We start from the raw sequence: 24,485 nt of genomic DNA, 5'->3' as shown, positions 1-24,485 counted from the left end.
GTCCGCGGCTCACGCCGCCGGTCTCAGGTCGTCCGGAGATGGTCGGTCTGTGGCTCGTACACCTCGCCCTGCCGCCGGAGCTTTTCGAGTTCGTGTTCGGCCTTCGAGCGCTCGGTTCCGGTCTCCTCGGCGCGATCGAGCACCTCCTCGATCGGCGCGCCAGCGTCGTACTCCTCTTCGATCTCCGCGATCAGTGCCTTCACGTTCTTGATCCGGTCGCGCTGGGTCTTCGAGGTCCCCGTTTCGACGATATCGGCATCGAACTCCCCGGTTTCGGGATCGACGCCGATATCCTGGAGCTGGGTGCGGACGACCTCGATGACGCGCTCGGCGTCTTCGATCTCGACCGTATCCGCGAGCCGCACTCGCGCCGATGCCTCCGCGAGCCGGACGAGCGCCTCCAGCTTCCGTGCCGTGACGGGGATCGGCGCGTCCTCGTCGGCCCCCTCGGCCCGAAGATCGACGTAGAAATCGCTGATCGCCTCTTTCGCCTCTTCGGTCATCGTCGGGAAGCAGTTGCGCTGGGCGTAGGCGACGTATTTTCTGAGCAAGTCGGGCTCGATCGCGGGCGCGACCGTATCGGTGACCGCATCGACCTCCGCCTGACTGACGTTCGCCGCGGTCTGTTCGGTCCGCTGGGTGTTGAGCTCGCCAGCGTAGTTGGTTCTGAGAATGTGTTCGGCGAGCTCTCTATCCCGATCGGGGTCGGGGTCGTCGGTCACCGTGAAGATCAGGTCGAACCGCGAGATGAGGGCCGGTTCGAGGTCGATCTGCTCGCCGATCGATTCGTACTGGTCGAATCGCCCGTACTTGGGGTTCGCCGCACCGAGCAGCGAACACCGCGACTGGAGAGTGGCGTTGATGCCCGCCTTGCTGATGCTGATGGTCTGCTGTTCGAGCGCCTCGTGCATCGCCGAGCGGTCGTCGGAGTTGTGGACGATCATGCCGTTCGCAACGAAGTTGTGTGTCCCGTCCACGGTCAGGTCGTACACGCTGGGTCGTTCGCGTTCCTCGATCTCCTCCAGTTTGCGGACCGCCGCAGAACGGACGATGTCGGCCCGATCCAGAACAGCGTCCCTGACAGTCTCGAACTCATCGGTCGAAACGTGGCCGTTGAACCAGCGAGAAACCGTCGCCTGATCGACGCCCAGATCGTCCGCGGCTGCCGTCATCGAGATGCCGTATCGCTCGAGAACCGTGCGTAGTTCGTCCCACCCCGCGGGCGAGGGATCGTCCGTGCGGAACGCGCGTGCTCGTTCGCGGGCTTCGTCGGTCGAACAGCCCAAGACGTCCGCCAAATCTTCCTCCAGCAGGCGAATACGGTCGTCGTCGACCGTCGCAGGAACCGTTTCGACGGTCTCGACGCGTCGCCATTTGACGTCGCCGTCGACCAGTTGCGTGAACCGACTGAGGTCCGTATCGGCGACCGACCCGAGGACCGATCGGAGCCGGTCGGCGACGGTCTCCTTCATCCCCTCGTCCTCTCCCCAGCGCCGGGACACCTGTTGCTGGCTGAATCCCGTCCCTTCGGCGAGCCCCGACTGCGAAACGTGGAACGTGGTCCGAATCCGCTCCAGATCGTCCCACCCGGCGCTGTCGAGTTCGTCGAGTGCGAGCGACGCCCGGCGTTTGCGATCTTCGAACGCCACCAAGACGACACGCGCCAGACGGAACGAGATATCGGCGTCGCCGTTCTCGAAGTCACAGTACGTGGCGTCGTCGATCCCGCATTCGGACTGGTGGAGGCGAAGCGACGTTCGACACGTCTCAAGCACGGCCCCGCAGTCGGGGAGGACATCCAGAATCGTTCGATCGCCGCTGACCGTCTCGACCGTCTCCGTCAGGGCCGTCTGTTTTCGATCCAGGGTGAAGCCGATCTGCCGGTCGAACGCGGCCAGCGAGTCGGCGTCGGTGATGACGAGCAGATAGATATCGCGTTTTCCCTCCCGCACGCGGTGTTGGATCTGACAGGAGATACCGAACTCCAACAGGAGGTGTTTGACGCCCAGTAGCAGTTGGTGGCTTGCCGAGCAAAGTTTCACCATCCGGCCGTCGACGTTCCCCTCGCTGTCGGCGAACGCACGCACGAACGCCGCCTTCGCAGCGCGGGACGCTTCGGTGACCCCCTCGGGCACGCGTTTGCCGTCGTACGTCTCCAGATTCATCCCCGCTTCGAGGACGACGTCGGCGTACTCCCGGCCACACAGTCGAACCGTCTCGACGCCGTCCTCACGCCGTTCGCTCGGTGGTCGAACCGTCTCCGCGTCGAACGCGCCCTCACAGGCTCGTTCGAAGTCCGCCAGTAGCTCTTCTTCGGTGTTCGTGAACCGAATGCCGTAGACGCCGGCATCACGCTGGTAGTACAGGTTCCCATCGCCGGCGAGGTAGCCGAGCACTCTCCCCAGGGATGGCGAGACGCCATCTTGTCCGGGAGTTTCGTCCGAGAACGAACGCCGAACGGCGTTCGAATCGCCGCGCTGACTTAGCGTCCCGCCGTCCGTCGCCGGTGCCTCGATGGACCGGGGGACGTACACCCAGTCCCCCGATTCGACGTCGGCAGCGGCTTTCTCGACGCGCTCGCCGTCCTCGAAAACGAAATACGGGTGATCGGCGGTCGCACTCAACCGTTCGCCCGTCGAGAGCGAGACCTCGACGAGCGACTGGGGTGCATCGTACTCGTGGATGGCCGTCACGGGACGCGTCACCAGCCGCCCGTCATCGGTCATCGTCCACGCCTCGAGGTCGACATCACGGATGCTCCGGCCGTTCTCGAGTGACTCGATGGTGCCGTCTCGAACCGCTTCGTGGGCGATGTCCCGGATTCGAGCGATTCGATCACCGAGGTGGACCAGCGTGTCGCCAGTCACGCATTTCATCTTGTCGAGTTCGTCGACCGCCGCGATCCCCTGGTCGGCGAGCACCAGCGCCCCTGCTTCGAGGGTCCACTGCTGGCCCTCGCCGAAGTCGTCCTGGACCGCACTCGCCGTCAGCCCTGCCGAACTGCTCCCTTTCCCCGAGGTGTACACCGATCGGGGCGCGATTTGTCGGATGTACTGAAGGAGTTGGGAGTTGTGCGAGACGACACCGTTCGAGAGATACGTGTGGGTGTCGTCGACTTCGAGGTCGTACACCCAGTCGTACTCGGGTGTGAGTTCCTCGATGGAGACGATCCGATCCCACCGGACATCGTTTTCGGCGAGGTCCCGGAGGCGCGCCACGCTATCGACGGCATCGAGGGCCGACGCGATGCGTTCGAGGATCGCGTTCTTCCCGGCCATCGTTCGCCCACCGTCGGGGACCACGTCGTTCCGTTCGTAGTAGCTCACCGCGGTCTGCTCGACGCCCATCTCGTCGGCAAGATCGGTCTGTGAGACGTTCAGTTCGTCCCTCACCGATTCGATGTCTTCCCAACCGCCGGTCTCGATTCGTCGTTTCGTCTCGCGAAGCCACTCGATCCGTTCCTCGAAGGCCTCGACGACGGTCAGCAGCGAGTCGCGGCTCGGGTTCCGATCGCCACGTTCGTAGTGCTGATAGGTCGTCCGTGCGACACCGCACTCGAACTGCGAGAGCGCAAGCGCTTCCCGGACGCGTCGGAGTTCGTCGCCCACGTCTGGCACGATGTCGCGGTTCGTATTGTGGGGGCTGTCATCGAAGTCGTGAGCCGCGTCCGCCTTTCGGTCGGTGACGAAGCCGACGCGTTCGACGTATCGTTCGAAGGCCGCGCCACTGATACGGACCCGGTAACTCCCGTTGTTACGTGGTTCGATGGACGACTGAACGCCGACCGACACCAGCAGTGACTGAACCCCATCGAGAAGCTCGCGGCTCATCGAGGCGATCGCCAGCTCGCGCTGGCTCGTCGAGACGTGGCCTTCCGCGTCGACGTACGCACGGAGGAACGCACGTTTCGTCTCCGCCGTTGCACGCAGTACCGCGTCGGGCACCCGCTGTTCGGCCGAGCGTTCGAGAATCGCGGGTTCGAGAGTTTCGAAGAAGCTGACCAGTTCGCCGGACGAGGATCGGATGCGCTCCGCCGATTTTCCGTCACGAGGTTCGTCGACCGAGTAGTTCACCCCGAGCGAGTCGTACGCGGCCGCGACGTCCGCGATGATCTCTGGATCGTTGTTCGTGATGTAGACGCTGCCGGTGTGATCGTCACGGAGCTGGACGTGTCCTTCCGCGATGACGTAGCCGAGAAGGCGGGCGAGCAATGGCGTCCAATCAGCCGGTAGATCCAGCCGAACGGCATTGGGCGACGCCGACCGGCGATAGTCGACATCGAGCGCGTCGTCCCCGGCGGTCGGCACTGTCCGTGGCGTCGCAACGAAGACCCCTTCGTGTAGCTCCGACGCCCTCGTTGCGGAGAACTGTCCTTCCGATTGAACGAACAGCGGATGGGAGGGTGTGATTTCGATCTCTTTGCCGCTCGTCGTTCGGAGACGGTACATCCTCTCCGGTGCTTCGCGCTTCCACACCTTCGTCGCCCGTCCTTCGGTGATGGTCCCATCCGGCCCCATTGTCGGCAGCGAAAGGTCGACCTCGTCGTAAACGCCGTCCTCGATCGCGGTCGGTGCGTCGAGGTTCGATTCGACGACGTCGCGGATCGGTCGCTCCGAGCCGTCCGCGAGCGTCACGCTGGTATCACCCTTGACACACTTGCCTGTACCAGGATCCCCGATCAGAAGCATATGCAAGTCACCGCGGATCCGCGAGCCGTCGGGGAGGTGTTTCGCAACGCCCGAGAAGAGCTGGAGCGTCATGGCGAGTTTGGCCTGCTCGTAGCCGTAGATCGAGGGCGCGATCGAGGCGACCATCTGCTCGTAGATGTCGTCGGCGGTCGAGAGGTCGACGATCGCGCGCTTGTCGGCCTCGTCGATGTCCATGTCCTCGAACTGCTCGTCCTCGATCTCGACCGACACGCCGTCCATGAACACGTCGAACATCGCCGTCGACTCGCGGCCGGATTCCTGCTGATCGAGATGGAGCACGCCCGTCACGCGAACGTGGTCGCCTGCGGTCACCTTCCCGGTGATGTCGTCCTCGATGTGGACATCGATATCCTGGGGCGTCTCGCCGCCGCGCAGTCCCTCGGGGCTCTCCTGGACCCGAATTTTCTGAGCGTCGACGAACTCCGACTGGTCGAAGTTGATGTCGAAGGGGCCCTGGCGCTCACACCCCTGGCACTCGTGAGGCTCCTGGAAATCGCCACCCGTCTGTGGGATCCGGGTGAGCGTCCCGCAACGCTGGCACTCGAAGGCGGCCTCGGTGATCTTCGGACGTACGTCGGTTGCCTTCTGGACCGTTCCCTGGACCGAGAGGAGCTGGCCACGATGTCGTGCCCGGATCTCCCGGATTTCGGTGTTCTCCTGAAGCCCCCTGATTCGGACGTGTGCGCGCCCGAGCCCCACGTCCACGGGGAGGTCGTACAGTCGAAGCGCCTCTTCTGCGTACTCCTGGAGCTGGCCCGGCTGCGAGCGGTAGTCGTCGGCGAGATCCGAGTCGAACCGATAGAGATCGTCCCAGTCGATGAACAGCGACCGCTGCTCGTTGGGGTACTGCCGCGCGAGCTCGCCGATCTCGTTCCGGTAGTAGTTGCGGTAGAACTCCTCGAAGTCGTCGATCAGTTCGGTGTTCTCCGCACGAGCCATCGTTGGCCTCGGGTAGTGCGCTTCCGGGTAAGAACCTTCGCAACGTGGGGAGTGAAAGTGGACGAGACGGCGTGGAGATTCTTCGCCGCCCGAGTGCGGCGTGGGTCACGCCGGCGGCCAGTTCGCGTCGAACTCGTACTCTTCGGGCCAGTTGGTGCTCGGCTTCACCTGTTCGGGCTCTTCGACTCACAGCGACATCTGCGTCCGGAATTCGTTTTCGTGGATCTAGTACATCCGTTCGAGTTCGTGGCAGTACACCAGAAGGAAATCGACATCACCGTCGTACGTCTCATAGACGTTCCCGCTCGCGTTCGTGTGCTGTGATTTGCCGTGGAACGTCACTTTTCCGTCGGCCATCTAGCCGGTCTTGATCTGCACCTTCAACAAACTACCGTCAGGGTTCTCTGCTACAACGTCGTACCGTTCGTTGTCCCCAAACGGGATCGAAACCGGGATCGCTCGTTTCTTGAGCTCGGCGATGACGACGGCTTCGGTGAGGTCGCCCTTCCGATGAGTCTCCATTCAGGATCGAGTAGTTCCGTCTTCGAATAAGAACGGTAGTGGGACCGCCCGGATTTGAACCGGGGTCGGCAGCACCCAAGGCTGCAAGTATACCAGGCTAACCCACGGTCCCGTGTCTCTTCTACCGTCCGGCAGCGAATAAACCCTTCCGTTCGATCGCAGAAGGGATACGTCACGGCCGCGGAGTCCGGGTATGGTTACAGGAATCGAAATCGCGGCGCTCGCGGTCGCGGTCGTCTTCCTGCTCGGTGCGGCGCGGATCGTTCAAGCCGTTCGACCGCTGCTGATCAACGCGGTCGTCGGCCTGCTGGTCTTCCTCGTCGCGGAGTGGCTCGGCGTCGGGGTCGAGATCAACTGGCTCACGCTCGCGATCGTCGCGATCGGGGGGCTGCCCGGCGCGGTCCTCGTAGTGCTTCTCTCAGTGCTCGGGGTCGCATTCGTTCCCGCGGTCGTCGGTCTGCTGGCCTGAACTCACTCCTCCTCGTCGCGGAGTTCGACGTCTGCCACCACATCGTAGGGATCAGCCCCTTTTCGGATCCCATCGAGCATCGTGAACGCGACGCCGGGTTCGAGGAAGTGACGCGTCACCGCGCGGCCGAGCGGCGTGGGGGAGAGTCCGTCGATGAACCCGTAATCGAGCAGCTTGCCGACCGCGTGTTTCAGCGGCACCTCACCCACCATCCGATCGGTGAGTCCCTTCGCACCCTCGCCCGCGACGGTGATGTTCGCGAGGACCTCTTCCACGGCGCTGGTCTCGTCGTAGCGCATCGCGACCGGCTCCATCTCGCCCTTCAGGAGTTTGAACGCGGTCTCGTCCTCGGAGCCAGGCATGCTCGAATGGTAGCTCCCGTCGGGTTCGACGAGGACGTAGACCACGCCCCGGTCGTGATAGTCCGGCCGGCCCGCGCGCCCGAGCATCTGGTGGAACTCCTGGACCGTGAGCCACTCGATCCCCATCGCGAGCGAGTCGAAGATCACCTGGGAGGCGGGGAAGTCGACGCCGGCCGCGAGCGCCGCCGTCGTCACGACCGCGGCGAGGTCCTGATCGGCGAACTGGCGTTCGACCGTCTTCCGGCGGGAGTAATCGAGGCCAGCGTGATACGGCGCGGCGTCGTACTCCAACTTTCGACTCAGCTCGTGACACCGTCGCCGGGAGTTGGTGAACACGATGGTCTGGCCGCGATACCCCTTCGAGGACTCGCGGTCGAACTCCCGCCTGACGAGTTTGTTCGCCACGCGGGCTTTCTCCTGGCTGTCGGCGAACGTGACGTGGCGCTCGATCGGGACCGGGCGCTCCTCGAACTCCACGAGGTTCGCGTCGAGCCGCCCCGCCAGCCAGCGCGGGTTGCCGACCGTCGCCGAGAGGTAGAGCCACTGTGTTCCCACTGTTCCGGCCGTTCCGCTGCGACCGCCAGAACCGCCACCGCCGGAACCGCCACCGCTGCCGCCGGCACGGCCCTCGCAGTAGCCCTTGAGCCGCGCGATCAGCCCGTCGAGGCGGTGGCCCCGGTCGTCGTTTTCGAGGGTATGAACTTCGTCGATCACCACCGTGCCGATGTCGCCGAGGTCCTGGCCGACCCGGAGCGCGTGATCGATCCCCTCGTAGGTTCCCACCACGATGTCGGCGTCGGGATCGAACCGCTCGCCGTCGCCGCGGACGCGGCTCGCGCCCACTCGGATGGTGACGTCGGCGAGGTGGCCGTACTCGTCGCTGAAGTCCTCGTACTTCTGGTTCGCAAGCGCGACAAGCGGCACCAGAAACAACATCTTCCCCTCGCCGCGCAGCAGCCGATCGACCCCCGCCATCTCACCGATCAAGGTTTTGCCCGTCGCCGTCGCGCTCACGACCAGTTGATCCTCGCCGTCGAGTGCGCCGCCGTGAACGGCGAGGCTCTGCACGGGAAGCAGGGTCTCGAAGCGGTCGTCGAGCAGCTCCTGCATGTCGGGATGGAGGTCGAGATCGCCCACCGGAACGGGGTCCACAGCTTCAGTAGTGGCGCTCATCTCGTCGAACTTCGTGAGGTCGGGATCGAGATGCCCCGAGAGCAGATTGACCACGCGATCGAGGTCCTGAACCTCGAGGAGGAGTTCTTCGAGCCGATCGCCCGCGGTCGCGCTCACGTCGTGGTGGGCGAGTTCGCGTTCGAGTTCGGTCCGCGCGCAGTCGGGACAGATGGTCTCGCCGTCGGCCTCGATCGCGGTCTCGCTCGTGATCGGGGAGTAGCGCCCGACCGACGCGCAGTACCGGCAGGTCCTCACTGTTTTCGCGTCGAGCTGGTAGCCCGACAGCATCTCGCGGATCGCGTCGCGGTCGTGGCGGCTCGTCTGTTCGGAGATCCGGATGCGGCCGGCGCGGCGCGCGATCTCGACGAACTGATCCGGGCTGCGCGGCTCCTCGCCCGAGCCTTCCTTGATCCGGAAGGCTGCGGGCCGCGGGCCGGCATCGGTCGTTCCGAGTTCGAGCCGCGCGCGAAAGAGCCGCGTCCCGTCGCGAACCGCGGCTACGAGATACTCGTCGCCCATGCCGTGGACGAACAGCGTCTCGACCCGCCCGACCTGCTGTGACACGCTTGGGTGTACGCGAGTGAGGTATTTCAGTCACTCGAACGATCGTCGAGACCGCCCGAGCCGGCCACCTCACTCCACGAGTTCGATCGCGTCGTCGCCGTTCGGCACTGCGCAGATGAACGCCCCTTCTTCGTTCCCCTCGTTGCGATACCAGTGGACCGTTCCGGCGGGGATCAACAGCGAGTCGCCCGAACTCACGGCGTGTTCCTCGTCGTCGATACCGACGACGTACTCCCCCTCCAGAACGTACTGCTCGTGTTCGACCTCGTTGGTGTGTTTCGGGACCTCAGCTCCGGGTGCGAGCGTGAACCGTCGGATGGCGAAGTTCGGCGCACCGCGTTCCTCGTCGACGAGCACGCCCTTTTCGAGGCCATCAGCCGCATCGACGCTCTCGTACTCGATGTCTTCCACTCGCTGCACCACCGGGGATGACTCGCTCATGGGTCACGGACGATCGGCGCGGGCAAAAGCGTTCGTGGGCGGGGGCGGGCTTAAGATGCCGCCAGCCCTACTCGGGGTATGCCCAGCTTTCGGATCGGCCGCATCGCCGGGATCCCCATCAAGGTGGGTCTGTCGTTCCTGCTCGTCCTCCCCCTGTTCGCGTGGCTCATCGCCACGGACGTGGGACGGTGGATCTCGATCATGAACGACGTCGTGGGGGCGAACCTCCCGGCAGCGTCGCTATCGGCGGGCCAGACCCCGCTCGTGCTCGGCAGCGTCGCCGCCATCGGGCTGTTCGTCGGGGTCGTGCTCCACGAACTCGGCCACTCGCTGGTGGCGATGCGGTACGGCTACCCCATCGACTCGATCACGCTCTGGTTCCTCGGCGGGATCGCCCAGCTGACCGAGATGCCCGAGGACTGGCGACAGGAGTTCGCCGTCGCGGTCGCCGGGCCGATCGTGAGCATCGCGGTCGGTGCGGTCTCGTATCTCGGCTTCCTCGCACTCCCCGAATCGTTCGGAGCCGCACGGTTCGTGCTCGCGTATCTCGCGCTGGCGAACGTGGTCCTCGCGGGGTTCAACCTCCTCCCCGGCTTCCCGATGGACGGTGGTCGCGTCCTGCGTGCGCTGCTCGCGCGCAATCGCACCCACGCTCGGGCGACGCAGCTCGCCGCCGAGGTCGGCAAGGGGTTCGCGTTCCTCCTCGGTCTCGCGGGGCTGCTCTCGGGCGGCATCGTCCTGATCGCGATCGCCTTTTTCATCTACATGAGCGCCGCCGGCGAGGCCCAGCAGGCCACCACGAAAGCCGCCCTGGAGGGCGTCGCGATCGAGCGAGTCATGACACCGGCCGCCGAGATCCACGCCGTCACGCCGGAAACGTCGGTCGCCGAGCTGATCGACCGGATGTTGACCGAGCGCCACACCGGCTATCCGGTTCTCGCTGACGGCGAACTCGTCGGGCTGGTCACGCTGTCCGACGCTCGCGAAGTCCGTGAGGTCGAGCGCGACGCCTACCGGGTCGAGGAGGTGATGACCCGCGATCTCACGACAGTCCCGGTGGACGCCGACGCGATGACCGCACTCTCCACAATGCAGTCCGAAGGCGTCGGCCGACTCCCGGTCGTCGATCTCCGCGGGGAGTTCACCGGTCTCGTCTCGCGGACCGATCTGATGACCGCGCTCACGATCCTCCAGTCGAGCGAGAACACGACATCCGCGCCAGACACACCGCGATCGGCCGACGAAACGATCCGGTAACGGCGATCCGGTGTCGACGGTCCGGCGCTCACTCCGCGGGCGTCGTCACGTCGACGCGCTCGCGCAACCAGTCGGCCGCCGTGTCGAGTTCGGTGGGATCCTCGCCGGTGAGTTTGATTCGGTTGTGGCGGACTGCAGGATCGGGATAACATCCGACGGCGACGTCGAAACGCTCGCCAGCGGTTTCGAGGTCGTCGATAAGGTCGGCCTCCGGCGTCGCGGTGTGGAACGTCCGCGACTCGATGTCGCCCCCGAACGAGTCGGCGACCGATTCGAACATCGCCGTCATCTCGTCGGGAACGCCAGGGAGTACGTAGATATTCTCGATCACACAGCCAGGGGCGAGGCCCGGTTCGTTCAGCAGCGGTCGACTCCCGTCGGGGATCGACGCCTCGGCCTCGCGGTCGAGGTCGATGTCGGGGAACTCCTCGCGGACGGCCTCGACCGTGGCCTCGACGTCCGCGAGCGCACGGTCGTCAGGGGCGAGCGGACGGTCGAACGCCTGCGCTACCGCGGCCATCGTGACGTCGTCAGGCGTCCCACCGAGCCCGCCCGTCACGATCACGGCGTCGAAACTCTCGGCGAACTCACTCACTTTTCTGGCGATCAGATCACGGTCGTCGGGCACCACGAGGATCCGTGCGACCGTCGCGCCGCGATCGGTGATCTGCCCCGCGAGCCACGTCGCATTGGTGTTCTGGGTGTCGCCCGCAAGGAGTTCGTCGCCGACGGTGAGAAGCGCGACCTGCATTCGGCCGAAACGACGAGCCACGGACGGATAACCCGTTCGCGTGCGCTACTCGGGTCACGACCAGACGACCGACAGCGGGGACACGGCGATCAGAACGAGAGGTCGTTTTCCATCCCGTCGGTGGCGTCGTCGAGGCCGTCACGGGTGACGTCCTCGGTGAGCGAGGCGAGATCGGCGTCGGCGAGGATCTCGTCGAACTCCTCGCGGAAGCGATCGCCGACGCGCCGGCGTTCGGCCTGGGTTTCGAGCACCCGACGGTAGCGCCGCACCGTCGACTCCGCAATGTCGAACTCGGTGGCGATCTCGTCGATCGACTCGTCGTTCGCGAGGCGATCCCGGAGGTCGCCGAGGGCGAACGAGGCGTCGGTGTCGGCCTCGCGGACGAGGTGGAGATCCATCCGCGTGCGGAAGACATCGTGGCTGGAGAGCTCGGACGCGTCGGCAGTCGAAGCGTCGTCGAGATCCCCGTCTTCGTCGTCAGCGCCGGTTTCGTCCACCGCGCGTTCCGAGAGGGCGTCGTCGCTCGCGCCGTCGTAGAACCCTTCGACCAGATCGGCGAGCGCCGCGTCCGGAAGGTCGGTATCGAAGTCGTAGCGTTCGCGCATCGAGGCCACGACCCCCTCCACGCGCTCGGCAGCCGGTTCGTCGCGCGCGAGCGAGCCGGGGGTGTCCTCCTGGCGCTCGGTGACCGTCGACTCGTCGGTGACGTCAACGAAGATGTCGCGGAGTTCTTCAGTTTTCTCGTCCATCGTCACGCGAACGAAGCGTCTGACATCGATCGGTAAAAGCCTGCCGGCGATGCAGGGGGTTCGTCGACCGACGAGGCTAAGAGAGTTGACGGCTGGAGGGATGTATCGATGGCCGACCCACGCCAGGACCGACGAGGGAGGGAGCGATGAGCGCCGAAACCGGTGACGTGGAACTCGTTGGCGACGCGACCGCGAGCAACCTCGCGCGCGCTGCGCTGTTCGCCGCCCTGATCGGCGCGTTCGCCTACGTCAGTTTCCCGAACCCCGTCTCGCCCGCCCCGGTCACGCTCCAGGTGCTCGGGGTCTTCCTCGCAGGCATCCTGCTCGGTCCGGTGTGGGGCGGGGCGGCCTGTGGGCTCTACCTCCTCGCGGGCGCGCTCGGCGCACCGGTGTTCGCCGGCGGATCGGCGGGACTCGGCGTCCTCGTCGGTCCCACGGCGGGCTACCTCTGGTCGTACCCGTTCGCGGCGGCCGCGATCGGCGGTGTCGTTCACGGGGGTGCCTCACTCACCGAGCCGAAAGCGGCCGGCCTCGCGCGGCTCGTCGGTGCGATGGTTCTCGGTGTGGTCGTGATCTACACGTTCGGGGTAACGGGACTGATGGTGGTCCAAAATCTCGGTCCTGCCGAGGCGTTCGTCGGCGGTGCGGCCGCGTTCATCCCGGCCGAGGCGCTGAAGATCGCGGCCGGGGTGGGGATCGTCCGGAGCGACGCGATCGCCGCCACGTCATGATCGAGGTCCGCGATCTCGTCTATCGCTACGACGACACCAAGGGATCGGCGGAAGCGGGTCGAGAGTCCACCGCCGACCGGGACGACGCGACCGAAACGGAGCCGCGGCCGGCGGTCGACGATGTCTCGCTCACCATCGACGACGGCTCGTTCGTCGTGCTCGCGGGTCCCAATGGTTCGGGAAAGACGACGCTCGTCCGGCAGTTCAACAGCCTGCTCGATCCCGATTCGGGGGCCGTGTCGGTGAACGGCCAGCCGGTCGGTGGAGACGTGGTGGCCGCGCGGACCGCAGTGGCGATGACGTTCCAGGACCCGCGCGACGGGTTCGTGGCCGCAACGGTGGGCGCGGACGTCGCGTTCGGGCCCGAGAACCTCGGCCTCGACAGGGACGAGATCGATCGACGAGTACGTGAGGCGCTCGCGGCGGTGCGCCTGGACGGCCGGGAGGCAGAGCGCATCGACCGACTGTCGGGCGGCGAGCGGGCGCGGGTCGCGATCGCTGGCGCGCTCGCGATGGCACCCGATCACCTCGTGCTCGACGAGCCGTTCGCGGGCCTCGACGAGCCGGCGCGACAGTCGGTGCTCGACCGGCTCCGGGCGCTCCATTCCGATGGAACGGGGATCGTGGTCGTCACCCACGACCTCCGTGATCTCGTCGATCCCGCCGATCGCGTGCTCGTGATGAACGAAGGGCGGGTCGCGCTCGACGCGCCGCCCGACGACGCGATCGATCAGCTCTCCACGCTCGGCGTGCGCGCGCCGTGTTGAGCTACGAGTCCGGCGACTCGCTCGCCCACCGCCTCGATCCGCGGGCGAAGCTCGCGGTGCAGGTGGGGTTCGCGATCGCGGCGTTCGCCCACACCACGCCGCGCGGCCTCGCGATCCTGACCGTGCTCGCGGGGAGCGTCCTCGCGGCAGCGAGGCTGTCGCCGGCCGCCGCCCTCGCCGAGGCGCGCTACGCGCTTCCCTTCCTCGTCGTCGGGCCGGCGATCGCCGTCCTTACCCTCGGACCGCCGTGGATCGCCCCCTCGCAGGCGGTCGCGCCGGCACTCGCGAGCTATCGCGTGCTGCTCGTGCTCGTCGTGAGCGTCGTCTACGTTCGGACGACGCGTGTGCGCGACTCCCGGGCGGCGATCCAGCGGCTCGTCCCCGGTCGCCCAGGCCGCTTTCTCGGCGTCGGCGTAGCGCTGGTCTTCCGGTTTCTGCCGGTGCTGGTGGCCGATCTCTCGCGGACGCGCGCGGCGATGCGGGCGCGACTCGGGAGCGAGCGCGGACTCGTCGAGCGGATGGAAATCGTCACGAGTGCGGGAATCCGGCGGGCGTTCGGGCGGGCCGATCAGCTCGGCGTGGCGCTCCGCGCACGGTGTTTCGCGTGGAATCCGACGCTGCCACACCTTCGGTTCGCGCGTCGCGACCTGCCGGTGCTCGGTCTGGCTGCGGCGCTCGTCGGCTGGGCGCTCGTCTGAGTTCTCCATAGCGATCACGAATCCCGCGATCCGAGCGGAGAGCAAGCCTCGATCGGATCCGGACAAAACGAAGAATTAGTTGGCAGTTTGTCGCCGACTGCGAACCGATCGCCACGGGTGGGCAAGATTTAACCCCGCTGGTCGGCTCTACAACGATAATCGATGACACTCGTGCTCCAGGCGGGAGACACCGTCACCCGAGAGACGTTCTGGCTGATCGGTCCCGTCGGGAAAGCACTCTTCTATTTCCTCACGGCGCTCGCGGTCACGGTCTTCCTGTATGGCGTCTACGAGCGGTTCTCGCGGTACACCCGCGGAACCGAGGACGCCTTCGCCCGGCTCGACGACCTCCCCAGCCGGATCGTGAGCGCCGCGAAGACCGTCGTCACCAACGAGAAACAGTTCAATCGCGACCTCTACGGCGGACTGATGCACGCGTTCATCATGTGGGGGTTTCTCACGCTGCTGATCGGTACCACCATCCTCGGGATCGACATGGACGGCTACCGGCTCGTGACCGGCCTGCTGGGTGAGGAGCAGTCCTTCTTCGTCGGCGATTTCTACCTCTCGTATTCGCTCGTGATGGACGCGATGGGCTTTCTGTTCGTCGTCGGGCTCGGAATGGCGATCTACCGGCGGTACGTCGTCCGGAACGAGCGGCTGTGGGGCAAGCATACGGATCTCGAAGACGGACTGTTCGTCTGGACGCTGTTTCTCCTCGCTGCCGGCGGCTATCTCGTCGAAGGCGTGCGGATCCTCGCGACTGGCTTTCCCGAGTTCGAGACCGTGAGCTTCGTGGGCTGGTTCGTCGCACTCGTTCTGGAGGGCGTCGGCGTCTCGCCGGAGCTCGCAACCACGCTCTACCCGGCGACGTGGTGGTCGCACTCCCTGCTCGCGCTCGGGTTCGTGGCGTGGGTGCCCTACGCCAAACCGTTCCACATGCTGTCGAGCTTCGCCAACGTCGTCACCCGCGACGAGAAGGCAGGCACCCGGCTGCCGGGCGTGCCCGCCGACGCCGATCCCGACGAGATCGGCTTCACCGAAATCGAAGACATGTCGTGGCGACAGATGCTCGATCAGGACGCCTGCACCAAGTGCGGCCGGTGTTCGTCGGTGTGTCCGGCGAAGGCGTCGGGACGGCCGCTCGATCCGCGCGACGTGATCCTCGATCTCAAGGGGTATCGCGAGTCGGTGAACGCCGGCGGTGAAACCAAAGAAATCGTCGCGGACGGCGGGACGAGCGTCATCGATTCGCGCACGATGGAGTCGTGTATGTCCTGTATGGCGTGTATGGACGCCTGCCCCGTCGATATCGAGCACGTCCCGCAGTTCACCGAGATGAACCGCCGGCTCACCGAATCGGGCGAGATGGACGAGAACGTCCAGGAGACCATGATGGACATCTTCGGCCAGGGCAACTCCTTCGGGGAGCCCGAGCGCAAGCGCCCCGAGTGGACCGAGGAGCTCGACTTCGAAGTGCCCGACGCGCGCGAACAAGCCGTCGAGTACCTCTGGTACGTCGGCGATTATCCTTCTTACGACGAGCGCAACCGGAGGGTGGCGCGGTCGCTCGCCACGATCTTCGAGCACGCGGGCGTCGACTACGGCATCCTCTACGAGGACGAGCAAAACGACGGCAACGACGTCCGGCGAGTGGGCGAGGAGGGACTCTACGAGATGCTCGCCGAGGACAACGTCGAGGCCTTCGAGGACTGCGAGTTCGACACCATCGTCTGCACCGATCCGCACAGCTACAACACGTTCTCGAACGAGTACCCCGAACTCGACGGCGTGGAGTGGAACGCCGACGGCGAGATCGACGTCCACCATTACACGCAGGTCGTTCAGGAACTCGCGGATAGTGGTGCGCTCGATCTCACGGGCACCGAACTCGATCACACCGTGACCTATCACGACCCCTGCCACCTCGGCCGGATGAACGACGAGTACGAGGCTCCCCGAGATCTCGTCCGGCGCACGGGGTGTGACCTGAACGAGATGCCCAGGAATCGGGCGAACAGTTTCTGCTGTGGCGGCGGTGGCGGTGGGCTCTGGATGGACTTCGACGAGGAGCCCAAACCCAGCGAGGAACGCCTTCGGGAGGCCCTGGAGGACACCGACGCGGGGGCTGCTGTCGAGAAGTTCGTCGTCGCGTGTCCGATGTGCATGACGATGTACGAGGACGGCCGCAAGACAGGGAGCTTCGAGGACGACATCGAGATCGTCGGGCTTTCGGAGCTCCTGGCGGAGGCGCTCGATGCGGGCGGGGCAGCGGGAGCGGCGGCAGACACGGACGCGGATGCGGAGACGGGCGCAGCCCCGGCGGACGATTGAGATCGACGACGGCGATCTACCGGACAGCCTGAAAGTATTTCACGCACGACACCTCCGGATCGGTATGGCCGAGTATCGTCCCATCTCGGAGGAGTACGAGGAGCGCCACCACGCGATCACGGGCTACGCCTTCGATGCCGGATCGGGGCCGTACGATCCGGACGAACCGATCGACGAGCGCCGTCGGCGACGGTGGGCGTTCGGCGAGGATCGAGGGATCTTCGACGGCGACGACCTCGTGGCCTGCGGCACCCACATCGAGTTCACCGTCCGGCTGCGCGGCGAATGGCTGCCGATGGCCGGCCTCTCGGGGGTGGCCTCCCCGCCGGAACGTCGACGCCAGGGATTCGTCGGAGAGTTGCTCGAAGCCTCGCTCCAAGAGTACCGCGAGTGGGGCTGGCCGATCGCCGCTCTCCGACCGTTCAAACACGACTTCTACGCGCGCTACGGCTGGGCGACCGGCTGTCGGTATCACACCGCGACCGTCGCTCCCGCGGCGCTGTCGACGGTGCGATCCGCCGCAGCCGGTGAGTTCCGTCGGATCGAGCCCGAGGAGTACGCCACTCTGGAGCCGGTCTTCGAGAAATGGCTCGACGGCGTCAACCTCGCGACCCGCCGGAACGACGACTGGTGGCGCGATCGGGTGTTCCAGGGCTACGATACGGAACGGTACTGCTACGCGTGGCTCCAGGGGGACGAACCCCGAGGCTATCTGGTCTACCGAATCAAGGATGGTGACGACGGCCGACGCCTGGTGGTCGACGAGATGGCGTTCACCGACCACGAAGCGTATCTGAACCTCCTGCGCTTTTGCCACGATCACGACTCACAGGTGAGCGCGGTCGAGCTGTACGGGTACGACCACGACCGGCTCCTCGATGTCGTCACCGATCGGGACGCGATCGAAGTCGAGGTGGCCGCCGGCAAGATGCTCCGGATCGTCGACGTCCCGGCGGCCCTCGAAGCCGTCCCGTACCCCGGTATCGAGGACGCCACCCTCACCGTCGGCGTCGACGATCCACACGCGCCGTGGAACGACGCGACGTTCTCGGTTCGGGTCGCTGAGGGGGTGGCGTCCGTCGAACGAGTCGATGCCGACGCCGAGCCGGACGCGACGACCGACATCGGGACGCTCTCACAGCTTCTCGTGGGCTACTGCTCGGCCGAGCGTGCCAGGACGGTTGGCGGTCTCGACGTTCGAACCTCGGAGACCGTCGACGTGCTGGAGCGGCTGTTCCCCGAGCACGAGGTGTTCCTCCCAGAGAGTTTCTGAGGGGAGTTTCAGTCGCGATCGTCTCGTTCCGCGCGACCCGATCTGCCGTGGTCGACTCTGCCGGTTCCGGACGACGGTCGCTCACGCGGGATCGATCGATACCAAACAATATGGCAACTGGTAACAAGAACTAAGCGAGTCGGCCGACGTAGTGGATCGTGCAGGCGTGTTGCCTGTGCTACGCTCGGCCAACACGGGACCACTGAGCGTGGGAGCATACGCGAACCATGGGCCGGGGGGAGCACGTCCGGCCCATTTTCATCGCCGAGTGCGGATCGGCTGGCTCCGAACCCCTGCGAGCCACGGGTATCGCTTGATCGTTCGGCTCGGTTCGAATCGGGTCGTCAGTCCTCGTTCTCGTCCTCGGTCGAATCATCGGGGCTGGGTTGCTCGGGTTCGGCCCAGCGGTCGTCGGGATCGACCGGCGCGAGCGCGTGCGATCGCTCCGCGTCGCTGTACGAGCGATCGGCGAGGGACAGACCTCGGCGTCGCCACCGCTTGCTCAGCTCGGACTCGCCCGTCGGGCCGACGCGCGCGCCGTGAACGGTGAAGTACCGACCGTCGCGGCCCATCTTCTTGCCGTCGTAGGTGTGCTGGTCGAAGATCACGTCGAACTCGCCACCGGGTTCGAGGTCGCCGACCGGAAAGGTCTCGACCGGCTCGCGGCCCGCCTCGCGCGCTGCGGCGCGTTCCTCGGCCACCCGCTCGAAGTACCCGTTTGCGTACGTCGCCTCCCGGGTCGAGGTGGCCCGGGCGGCGGCGAGTGCCGCGTGGATCCCACAGAGTCGCCCCTCCCAGCCGTCGTCGTCCCACCGTTCGGTGGCCAGACGTTCGTAGCGATCGATAGTGAGGACGACATCCGCGCCCGCCCGCAGGTCCTCGACGACGTAGAGCGCGAGCCGATCCCAGAGGTTCCAGGCGTACCCGGAGCGGACGAGTTCCCACGCCGCCCACGCCGCGCACTCCTCGTCCGAGCGCCGGACGGCCTTCTGGAGCAGGCTCGTGACGTCGTAGCGGTTGTACCCGCCCTTGGTCTCGTGCTCGCCGAGTTCGTCGCCGAAGTCGTTGGTCGCGTGTTCGTCCGGATCGCGCGTGTCGGCCTCGCCGCCGCCGAGCGTGGCCTGTTTCTCGTCGCTCATGGCCGTGGCGGAGGCACGGCGCACACATGTGCATGACCATCCGGACCGACGGGTGCAGTAGATTGAAGGCCCATCCCGTTCGTACACAACCATCGACGATGGCGGACGACGCGCTCACCGCGGCCGATCACCCGTGTCCGGACTGCGGTTCGACCACGGCGACCGACCGCGAAACCGAGGAGTACGTGCTCGAAGACGGGACTCAGCGCCGCATGACGTTCTGCACGGCGTGTGCCACCGATGACGACGGCACGCTCCGGTACGAGGTCATCACCGAGGAGTTCGTTCGGACCGAGATCGGCCGAGCGATGTGCGACGACTCGCGGACCGAGTAGCGCGCGACTGATCGCGGTGGTGAGACGGCACTGGCCAGGAGCCGAAACCGAGCGTGAGTTCGATGCCTGGTGGTGGCGAAACGGCGGAGTCTATGGGGCTGTCGGTCGGTCCTGGAATCGTCCGCCGATTTCCCGAGGTGGACACTCTCGATCGCGTAGTATATTTGCCGGACGCCGACGGGTTTCAGGTCATCACCGACGACCAGTGCTATCCGACTCACTTGCTCCACTGGCACGCTGAGTCGTGGATCGACGAAGACGACCGACCCAATATCAATACGGAAGATGCGCGTGTCGCCATTGATCCCCGATAGCCCGCCTGTCACGCCAGAGCACTACCCTGTCAACAATCGCTAGTTGTCCACTCTATCGATAACGGTGGCAGCAAAATCGCGGCTTCACACCGGAATGACGCCGAAAACGAGACAAAGAATCCTANTCGCTAGTTGTCCACTCTATCGATAACGGTGGCAGCAAAATCGCGGCTTCACACCGGAATGACGCCGAAAACGAGACAAAGAATCCTACGAACGCTGCGGAGGGTCCAGAAGATATCGAATTACATACGGATTCCTTCCGTGACTGTCGCTGAGACCACTCTCAGAACAGAGCTGTCGCTCCTCGCAAGCCTCGCTTCCCCGAAGCGAGGCGGCTCAACCGAGTCCGTGCTCGTGTCCTGCTGGCAGTCCCTCCTTGTTCGTCCGATGCTTCTTCTTCCAGCTGAGCTCATCGTCCAACACCTCCTCGATCCCATGGAGAAACGCATCACTGAACGTGAAATCTGTCGGGAGTGCTCGCCCGCCACGCCGTGGCTGGGCGAGCACTGCCCACTGCAACACGATCCACAACTGCTCTAACAGGAAGCCAACACCCACGTAGAATAGCCGAATTGTCGTGGACGGCGTCGTTGTCAGTGCCCGCGCTTCCCGAAATTTCTCGTAGCTCTTCTCGATCCGTGACCGGTTGTGGTAGATCCGCGCCACTTGCGTCGGCGTGCGGTCTTCCAGACCGTACGCCGCGTATCCCGTCTGTTTGAGCCCGGACTTCCCGCGATCGTCGTTTTGGTACGTGACGTTCACTGCCAGTGGGTACGTCTGCTCATGCGGTTCTCCTTCACAAATCGTCTCTTCGGTCATGTACGACTTGTTCGTTGTCAGCTTCTCTTCCAGCGAGTCTTTTCCCGTTTTCACCGGAAAGACCGGCGGTGCTGCCTCACGAAGCACACCGATCAACTCGCCTGCAAAGGCTGCTCTGTCGATGAGAATCCGCTTGACCTCGAAGGGGTACGTCTCGACGCGGGCGAGCAGGCGCTCGACCGCGTCGGCCTTGCTGTCATCTCCGTTAACCGGCTCGATCGCCAGCGTCAGCGGCTTCCCCTGTGCAAGGACGAACACTGTGCAGTAGCGATGGCACTTTGTGGTGCCATCACGGGCTTGCATCCGGCGGAACTCGTCTTTATCCTCCGGGTGACCATGGAACGGGTTGTCCATGAAGTCGGTGCAGATGGTTCTCGACCCGCCGCGGTCGAGAACCGTCATCGCCACCAACGCGAGGATATCGTTGACAGCATCGAGCATCGGCTCGTTCTCCAGCGTGTGCAACCAATCCATCACTGTCTCCCGATTTGGTGTGTCCTCGGTGTTCGTCGTGACGCCGTTGACCGATGTCGTGTCAACAGCAGCCCGTAGCACGACTTCCATGATTTCCTCGGAATCGAGGCCAGAGCCCTCGATTCCTTCCAACGGTATCAGCTCAAGCAATTCCATGCTAAGAGACTTCAACTGACCGTTCGAAATGAACTCGTCCGGATCTGTGAGGATGCGCTTGAGCTTTGGGAGCTTCATCACACAGAAATCCGGACAGCGGCTGAATCAGGCGACTGATTCAGTCGCATCATTCTGACCACTACATGTCAGTAACTGGGCTGTTGAGCCAGAGTGGACAACTAGCGANCGGCTGAATCAGGCGACTGATTCAGTCGCATCATTCTGACCACTACATGTCAGTAACTGGGCTGTTGAGCCAGAGTGGACAACTAGCGACAATCAAATGGCTACTGGCAGGGCACGCACTGATTCGCTGTGGAGGGACGGGGACTGCTGATTAGTTTTCTTGTCTCTCCGGCCGATAGGTGAGGATGACGACGCCCTCACCGACCGTCTTCGTGTCCACGAGTTCCAGCGTCGTTGTATCGCTCGTCCCTCCAAAGAGGCGTTTCCCGCTCTCCAAGACGATCGGGAAGGTCATGAGTCGGTACTCGTCAACGAGGTCGTGTTCCATCAGCGTGTGGACAAGCTGTGCGCTACCGTTGACCAAGATGTTGCCGTCCGACTCCTGTTTCAGCTTCGCGACTTCATCCGCTACGTTCTCTCTGATCAGCGTCGAGTTGTTCCATTCAAGAGGTTCTTCCAAGGTCGTCGAAACGACGTACTTGGGCATGCTGTTGAACTTATCAGCAAAGCCTGCTTCATCCGTCTGATCCGGCCACGCTGCCGCGAACCCCTCATAAGTCGTCCGGCCCAGCAAGAGCGCCTCGCTCTCCAACGCCTCATTGAGTTTGAACTCGTCGCCTTCAGGACCACGGTCGAATTGAAAACTCCAGCCGCCGTGCTCGAATTCTTCTCCTCCACCTGGATCTTCCATGACGCCGTCCAGGGTCATGAACTCCGAGACGATTAGGTTCCCCATGTAATATACCTCACATGAAAGCTACTACAAGCAGAGTCTTTACTTTATCGGCCGTGAAATCACTCACCAATAACCGACAGTATGTCTATTTCTAACGTATAAGCAGAACGTGGTGAGATAAATCACTCTGGTTACTCTCACGACGCCTAAGGGGCCGAAAGGCTGGCAGGGTGAATATGAGCCGCGACTGCGAACCTGCGACCGCAGACCTCATCAAAACCGTGGCGAGCGCCGTGTGGGAAAGCCGGACCCAGCCCTTTCACGTCCGTCCCACCAATCGAAACAACCCACTTCGACCTCAGAACGCGACCTCGATCACGCCGAGCGCGATCGCCGCGAGCGCCGTCTCGAACACCACCGTGCCGGCCGCAGAGAGGAGAACGAACTCCCGGGTCCGCATCTCGGCGAACCCGGCGGGGACGGTGAGCATCCCCCGAGTGAACAGCAGGGCGTTGCTCACCGGAACGACGATCGGTCCCCAGCGGTCGAACCAGCCGTCGAAGGTGGCGAGGCGCTCGTCGCTCACCCGGAACCACCGCTTTTCGAGGAGCCACTCCCGGCCACCGCGTTTCGCGAGGACGAACAGTCCGACCTGACCGATCGTCGCTCCGATCACCGCGACGCCGATGATGGTGGCGACGTCCGTGACTGTACTTCCCATGAGACCGATCGAGACCGGGACGATCGCCTCGCTCGGCATGAAGTACATCAGCATGGCCCCTTCGAGCACGAACACGCAGAGCAGCGCGAGCAGTGCGTACTCCGAGTCGAGCAGGTCCCGGAGGGCGGCGGGCATCTCCGCGATCTGGAGGACCGGAGTGGACATCGGCAGGGAGTTTGCCGGTAGCTCCTAAATCGTTTGCGTCACGCATCGCGCACGAGAAGGGGTTTTGGCGCTCGCGGCCCCAATCAAGGTATGAACCTCACGCGCCGCCCCCGACGGCTCCGCCAGGACGGACTCCGCGACCTCGTCAGCGAGACCACCCTGGAGGCGAGCGACCTGATCGCACCGGTGTTCGTCGACGCCACCACGGAGGAGCGCGTTCCGATCGAGTCGATGCCGGGCCACGAGCGCGTGCCCGTCGACGAGGCGGCCGCGCGCGTCGAAGAGATCACAGAAACGGGTGTCGAGAGCGTGATCGTCTTCGGTATCCCCGAATCGAAGGACGACCGCGGAACCCGGGCGTGGGCCGACGACGGCGTGGTCCAGCGCGCGCTCCGGCGGATCACTGACGAGAACGATGTCTTCTGCATCACCGACGTCTGCCTCTGTGAGTACACCGATCACGGCCACTGTGGGGTGCTCGCCGAAGAAGCCCGCGAGCGCTGGGAGAACGGCGCTGCGGAGGCCGACGGTGGTGTGGCAGAAGTCGACGGCGGCGCGGCGGGACTGCACGAACAGCACGAAACGGGGCTGACGGTCGACAACGACACGACGCTCGACCTCCTCGGGAAGGTCGCGACGAGCCACGCCGACGCGGGCGCGGACATGGTCGCACCGAGCAGCGCGACCGACGGGATGGTGGGCGCGATCCGGGCGGCACTCGACGACGCGGATCACATGGATATACCGATCATGAGCTACGCCGCGAAGTACGAGAGCAGCTTTTATGGGCCGTTCCGCGACGCGGCCGACGGCTCACCCGCCTTCGGCGACCGGCGGCACTACCAGATGGACCCCGCGAACGCCGACGAGGCGCTTCGAGAAGTGGATCTCGATGTCGACCAGGGCGCGGACGTGCTGATGGTCAAGCCCGCGCTGCCGTATCTCGACGTCGTCCGCAGGGTCGACGAGCGGACTGACCAGCCTGTGGCGGCCTACAACGTCTCGGGTGAGTACGCCATGCTCCACGCCGCCGCCGAGAAGGGGTGGCTCGACCTCGATTCTGCCGCCGACGAATCGCTGCTCTCGATCAAACGCGCCGGCGCGGACCTAATTCTGACCTATTTCGCTGAGGACGTCGCCAAACGACTCTAACACACCGATACAGGATCGAGCCAAGACGGACCGAGCAGTTATGCCGTGAGCGGCGGATGTGACGACATGACACGCGAGGCCATCGACTACGGACAGTTCGAGGCCGGTCGGGACGTGAACTACTGGACCCTCGATCGCACCCTCCAGTACGAGGCGCGACGGGCCTATCCCGACGAGGAGTTCGCGTGGGCCGAGCCTCGACTGGAGGCGTTCGGTGACGTGGTCGGGTCGACGATCGCCGACAACGCCGATCGGATCGACCGCCACGGCCCCGAACTCCACACCTACGACCAGCACGGCGAAGTGCGAAACGAGGTCGAGTACCATCCCGCTCAGGACGAAAACGAACGGATCACCTATGAAAAATTCGGGCTGACCCACGACGCCTTCCACGCGCCGCCGGGCCGCGACGAGCCGCTCGGACTCACGCACACCTTGACCCAGCAAGCGCTGCTCTCGTACGCCGATCCCGGATTCGTCTGTCCGGTATCGATGACGACCGGCGTCGCGCTCGTGCTCGATGAATTCGACGACGGGAGCCTCGACGGCTATTTCGACCGCCTCACCAGCCGTGATGCCGACGAGCATATCGAGGGCGCGATGTTC

19 protein-coding genes, 1 tRNA gene and 2 pseudogenes are annotated in these 24,485 nt (G+C 64.8%); 11 read left to right on the top strand and 11 right to left on the bottom strand.

Annotated features, from left to right (window positions below; translation table 11 throughout):
* Window positions 1–23: 23 nt before the first annotated feature.
* From C450_RS04100 to C450_RS04095, 3 genes and pseudogenes are all read right to left on the bottom strand, one after another.
* The gene (locus C450_RS04100; RefSeq protein WP_005040358.1) at window positions 24–5,648 is read right to left on the bottom strand and encodes an LAGLIDADG family homing endonuclease; all 5,625 of its coding nucleotides are present in this window, start codon (window positions 5,646–5,648) and stop codon (window positions 24–26) included.
* 225 nt (window positions 5,649–5,873) lie between these two features.
* Window positions 5,874–6,170 (bottom strand): annotated as a pseudogene (locus C450_RS22810) (group I intron-associated PD-(D/E)XK endonuclease).
* Between the two features lie 39 nt (window positions 6,171–6,209).
* Window positions 6,210–6,282: transfer RNA gene (locus C450_RS04095), tRNA-Pro, on the bottom strand.
* 81 nt (window positions 6,283–6,363) lie between these two features.
* Between C450_RS04095 and C450_RS04090 the strand changes: the two genes are divergently transcribed.
* A complete protein-coding gene (locus C450_RS04090; RefSeq protein WP_005040354.1) occupies window positions 6,364–6,639 on the top strand; it encodes a pro-sigmaK processing inhibitor BofA family protein in 276 nt (91 codons plus the stop codon).
* A gap of 2 nt (window positions 6,640–6,641) precedes the next feature.
* On the opposite strand, the gene C450_RS04085 is transcribed toward C450_RS04090, so the two are convergent.
* On the bottom strand, window positions 6,642–8,738 hold the full coding sequence (locus C450_RS04085) for a DEAD/DEAH box helicase (protein ID WP_005040352.1): 2,097 nt from the start codon (window positions 8,736–8,738) through the stop codon (window positions 6,642–6,644).
* A 69-nt stretch (window positions 8,739–8,807) separates the two neighbouring features.
* Window positions 8,808–9,179, bottom strand: a complete 372-nt coding sequence (locus C450_RS04080) for a cupin domain-containing protein (protein ID WP_005040350.1) — start codon at window positions 9,177–9,179, stop codon at window positions 8,808–8,810.
* 78 nt (window positions 9,180–9,257) lie between these two features.
* Here C450_RS04080 and C450_RS04075 point away from each other — a divergent pair, with 78 nt between their 5' ends.
* Window positions 9,258–10,436 carry a CBS domain-containing protein gene (locus tag C450_RS04075; protein ID WP_005040348.1) on the top strand — a complete coding sequence of 393 codons (1,179 nt, stop codon included), beginning with the start codon at window positions 9,258–9,260 and terminating at the stop codon, window positions 10,434–10,436.
* 28 nt (window positions 10,437–10,464) lie between these two features.
* Here C450_RS04075 and C450_RS04070 read toward each other — a convergent pair whose 3' ends face one another.
* Together C450_RS04070 and C450_RS04065 are read right to left on the bottom strand one after the other, a co-directional pair.
* On the bottom strand, window positions 10,465–11,187 hold the full coding sequence (locus C450_RS04070) for a competence/damage-inducible protein A (RefSeq protein ID WP_005040346.1): 723 nt from the start codon (window positions 11,185–11,187) through the stop codon (window positions 10,465–10,467).
* Window positions 11,188–11,276: 89 nt separating this feature from the next.
* Complete coding sequence (locus C450_RS04065; RefSeq protein ID WP_049909822.1) at window positions 11,277–11,936, bottom strand: hypothetical protein; 660 nt, start codon at window positions 11,934–11,936, stop codon at window positions 11,277–11,279.
* Between the two features lie 146 nt (window positions 11,937–12,082).
* Between C450_RS04065 and C450_RS04060 the strand changes: the two genes are divergently transcribed.
* The 5 genes from C450_RS04060 to C450_RS04040 all read left to right on the top strand — a co-directional run bounded on the left by C450_RS04060 (window position 12,083) and on the right by C450_RS04040 (window position 17,739).
* Entirely contained in the window at window positions 12,083–12,667 is a 585-nt protein-coding gene (locus C450_RS04060; protein ID WP_005040341.1) for a biotin transporter BioY, read from the top strand.
* A complete protein-coding gene (locus tag C450_RS04055) occupies window positions 12,664–13,434 on the top strand; it encodes an energy-coupling factor ABC transporter ATP-binding protein (protein WP_005040340.1) in 771 nt (256 codons plus the stop codon). Before C450_RS04060 ends, C450_RS04055 begins: the two co-directional genes overlap by 4 nt.
* Window positions 13,428–14,132, top strand: a complete 705-nt coding sequence (locus tag C450_RS04050) for an energy-coupling factor transporter transmembrane component T family protein (protein ID WP_005040337.1) — start codon at window positions 13,428–13,430, stop codon at window positions 14,130–14,132. The genes C450_RS04055 and C450_RS04050 overlap by 7 nt, the downstream gene beginning before the upstream one ends.
* A gap of 162 nt (window positions 14,133–14,294) precedes the next feature.
* On the top strand, window positions 14,295–16,466 hold the full coding sequence (locus tag C450_RS04045) for a (Fe-S)-binding protein (RefSeq protein ID WP_005040335.1): 2,172 nt from the start codon (window positions 14,295–14,297) through the stop codon (window positions 16,464–16,466).
* Between the two features lie 64 nt (window positions 16,467–16,530).
* Window positions 16,531–17,739 (top strand): GNAT family N-acetyltransferase, encoded by a 1,209-nt coding sequence (locus C450_RS04040; RefSeq protein WP_152424392.1) that lies wholly within the window; start codon window positions 16,531–16,533, stop codon window positions 17,737–17,739.
* Between the two features lie 344 nt (window positions 17,740–18,083).
* On the opposite strand, the gene C450_RS04035 is transcribed toward C450_RS04040, so the two are convergent.
* Entirely contained in the window at window positions 18,084–18,878 is a 795-nt protein-coding gene (locus C450_RS04035; protein WP_005040329.1) for a hypothetical protein, read from the bottom strand.
* A 98-nt stretch (window positions 18,879–18,976) separates the two neighbouring features.
* Between C450_RS04035 and C450_RS04030 the strand changes: the two genes are divergently transcribed.
* Both C450_RS04030 and C450_RS04025 read left to right on the top strand, forming a co-directional pair.
* Window positions 18,977–19,213 carry a hypothetical protein gene (locus C450_RS04030; RefSeq protein ID WP_005040327.1) on the top strand — a complete coding sequence of 79 codons (237 nt, stop codon included), beginning with the start codon at window positions 18,977–18,979 and terminating at the stop codon, window positions 19,211–19,213.
* Between the two features lie 62 nt (window positions 19,214–19,275).
* Entirely contained in the window at window positions 19,276–19,527 is a 252-nt protein-coding gene (locus C450_RS04025) for a hypothetical protein (RefSeq protein WP_152424391.1), read from the top strand.
* Window positions 19,528–19,866: 339 nt separating this feature from the next.
* Here C450_RS04025 and C450_RS04020 read toward each other — a convergent pair whose 3' ends face one another.
* The 3 genes from C450_RS04020 to C450_RS04010 form a co-directional block, all read right to left on the bottom strand.
* Window positions 19,867–21,057 (bottom strand): ISH3 family transposase, encoded by a 1,191-nt coding sequence (locus tag C450_RS04020; protein WP_005040323.1) that lies wholly within the window; start codon window positions 21,055–21,057, stop codon window positions 19,867–19,869.
* A gap of 259 nt (window positions 21,058–21,316) precedes the next feature.
* The gene (locus C450_RS04015; protein WP_005040320.1) at window positions 21,317–21,901 is read right to left on the bottom strand and encodes a dihydrofolate reductase family protein; all 585 of its coding nucleotides are present in this window, start codon (window positions 21,899–21,901) and stop codon (window positions 21,317–21,319) included.
* A 298-nt stretch (window positions 21,902–22,199) separates the two neighbouring features.
* A complete protein-coding gene (locus C450_RS04010) occupies window positions 22,200–22,727 on the bottom strand; it encodes a DedA family protein (RefSeq protein WP_005040318.1) in 528 nt (175 codons plus the stop codon).
* Between the two features lie 90 nt (window positions 22,728–22,817).
* On the opposite strand from C450_RS04010, the gene hemB reads away from it, so the two are divergent.
* Entirely contained in the window at window positions 22,818–23,879 is a 1,062-nt protein-coding gene (gene hemB, locus C450_RS04005) for a porphobilinogen synthase (protein WP_005040316.1), read from the top strand.
* A gap of 66 nt (window positions 23,880–23,945) precedes the next feature.
* Window positions 23,946–24,485: pseudogene (locus C450_RS04000) on the top strand (acyl-CoA dehydrogenase family protein); the annotation flags it as partial.

This window comes from Halococcus salifodinae DSM 8989, assembly GCF_000336935.1.
In the GTDB taxonomy this organism is placed as follows: domain Archaea; phylum Halobacteriota; class Halobacteria; order Halobacteriales; family Halococcaceae; genus Halococcus; species Halococcus salifodinae.
Note: the sequence above shows the minus strand (reverse complement) of the source record. Positions and strands in the feature narration are given on the sequence as shown.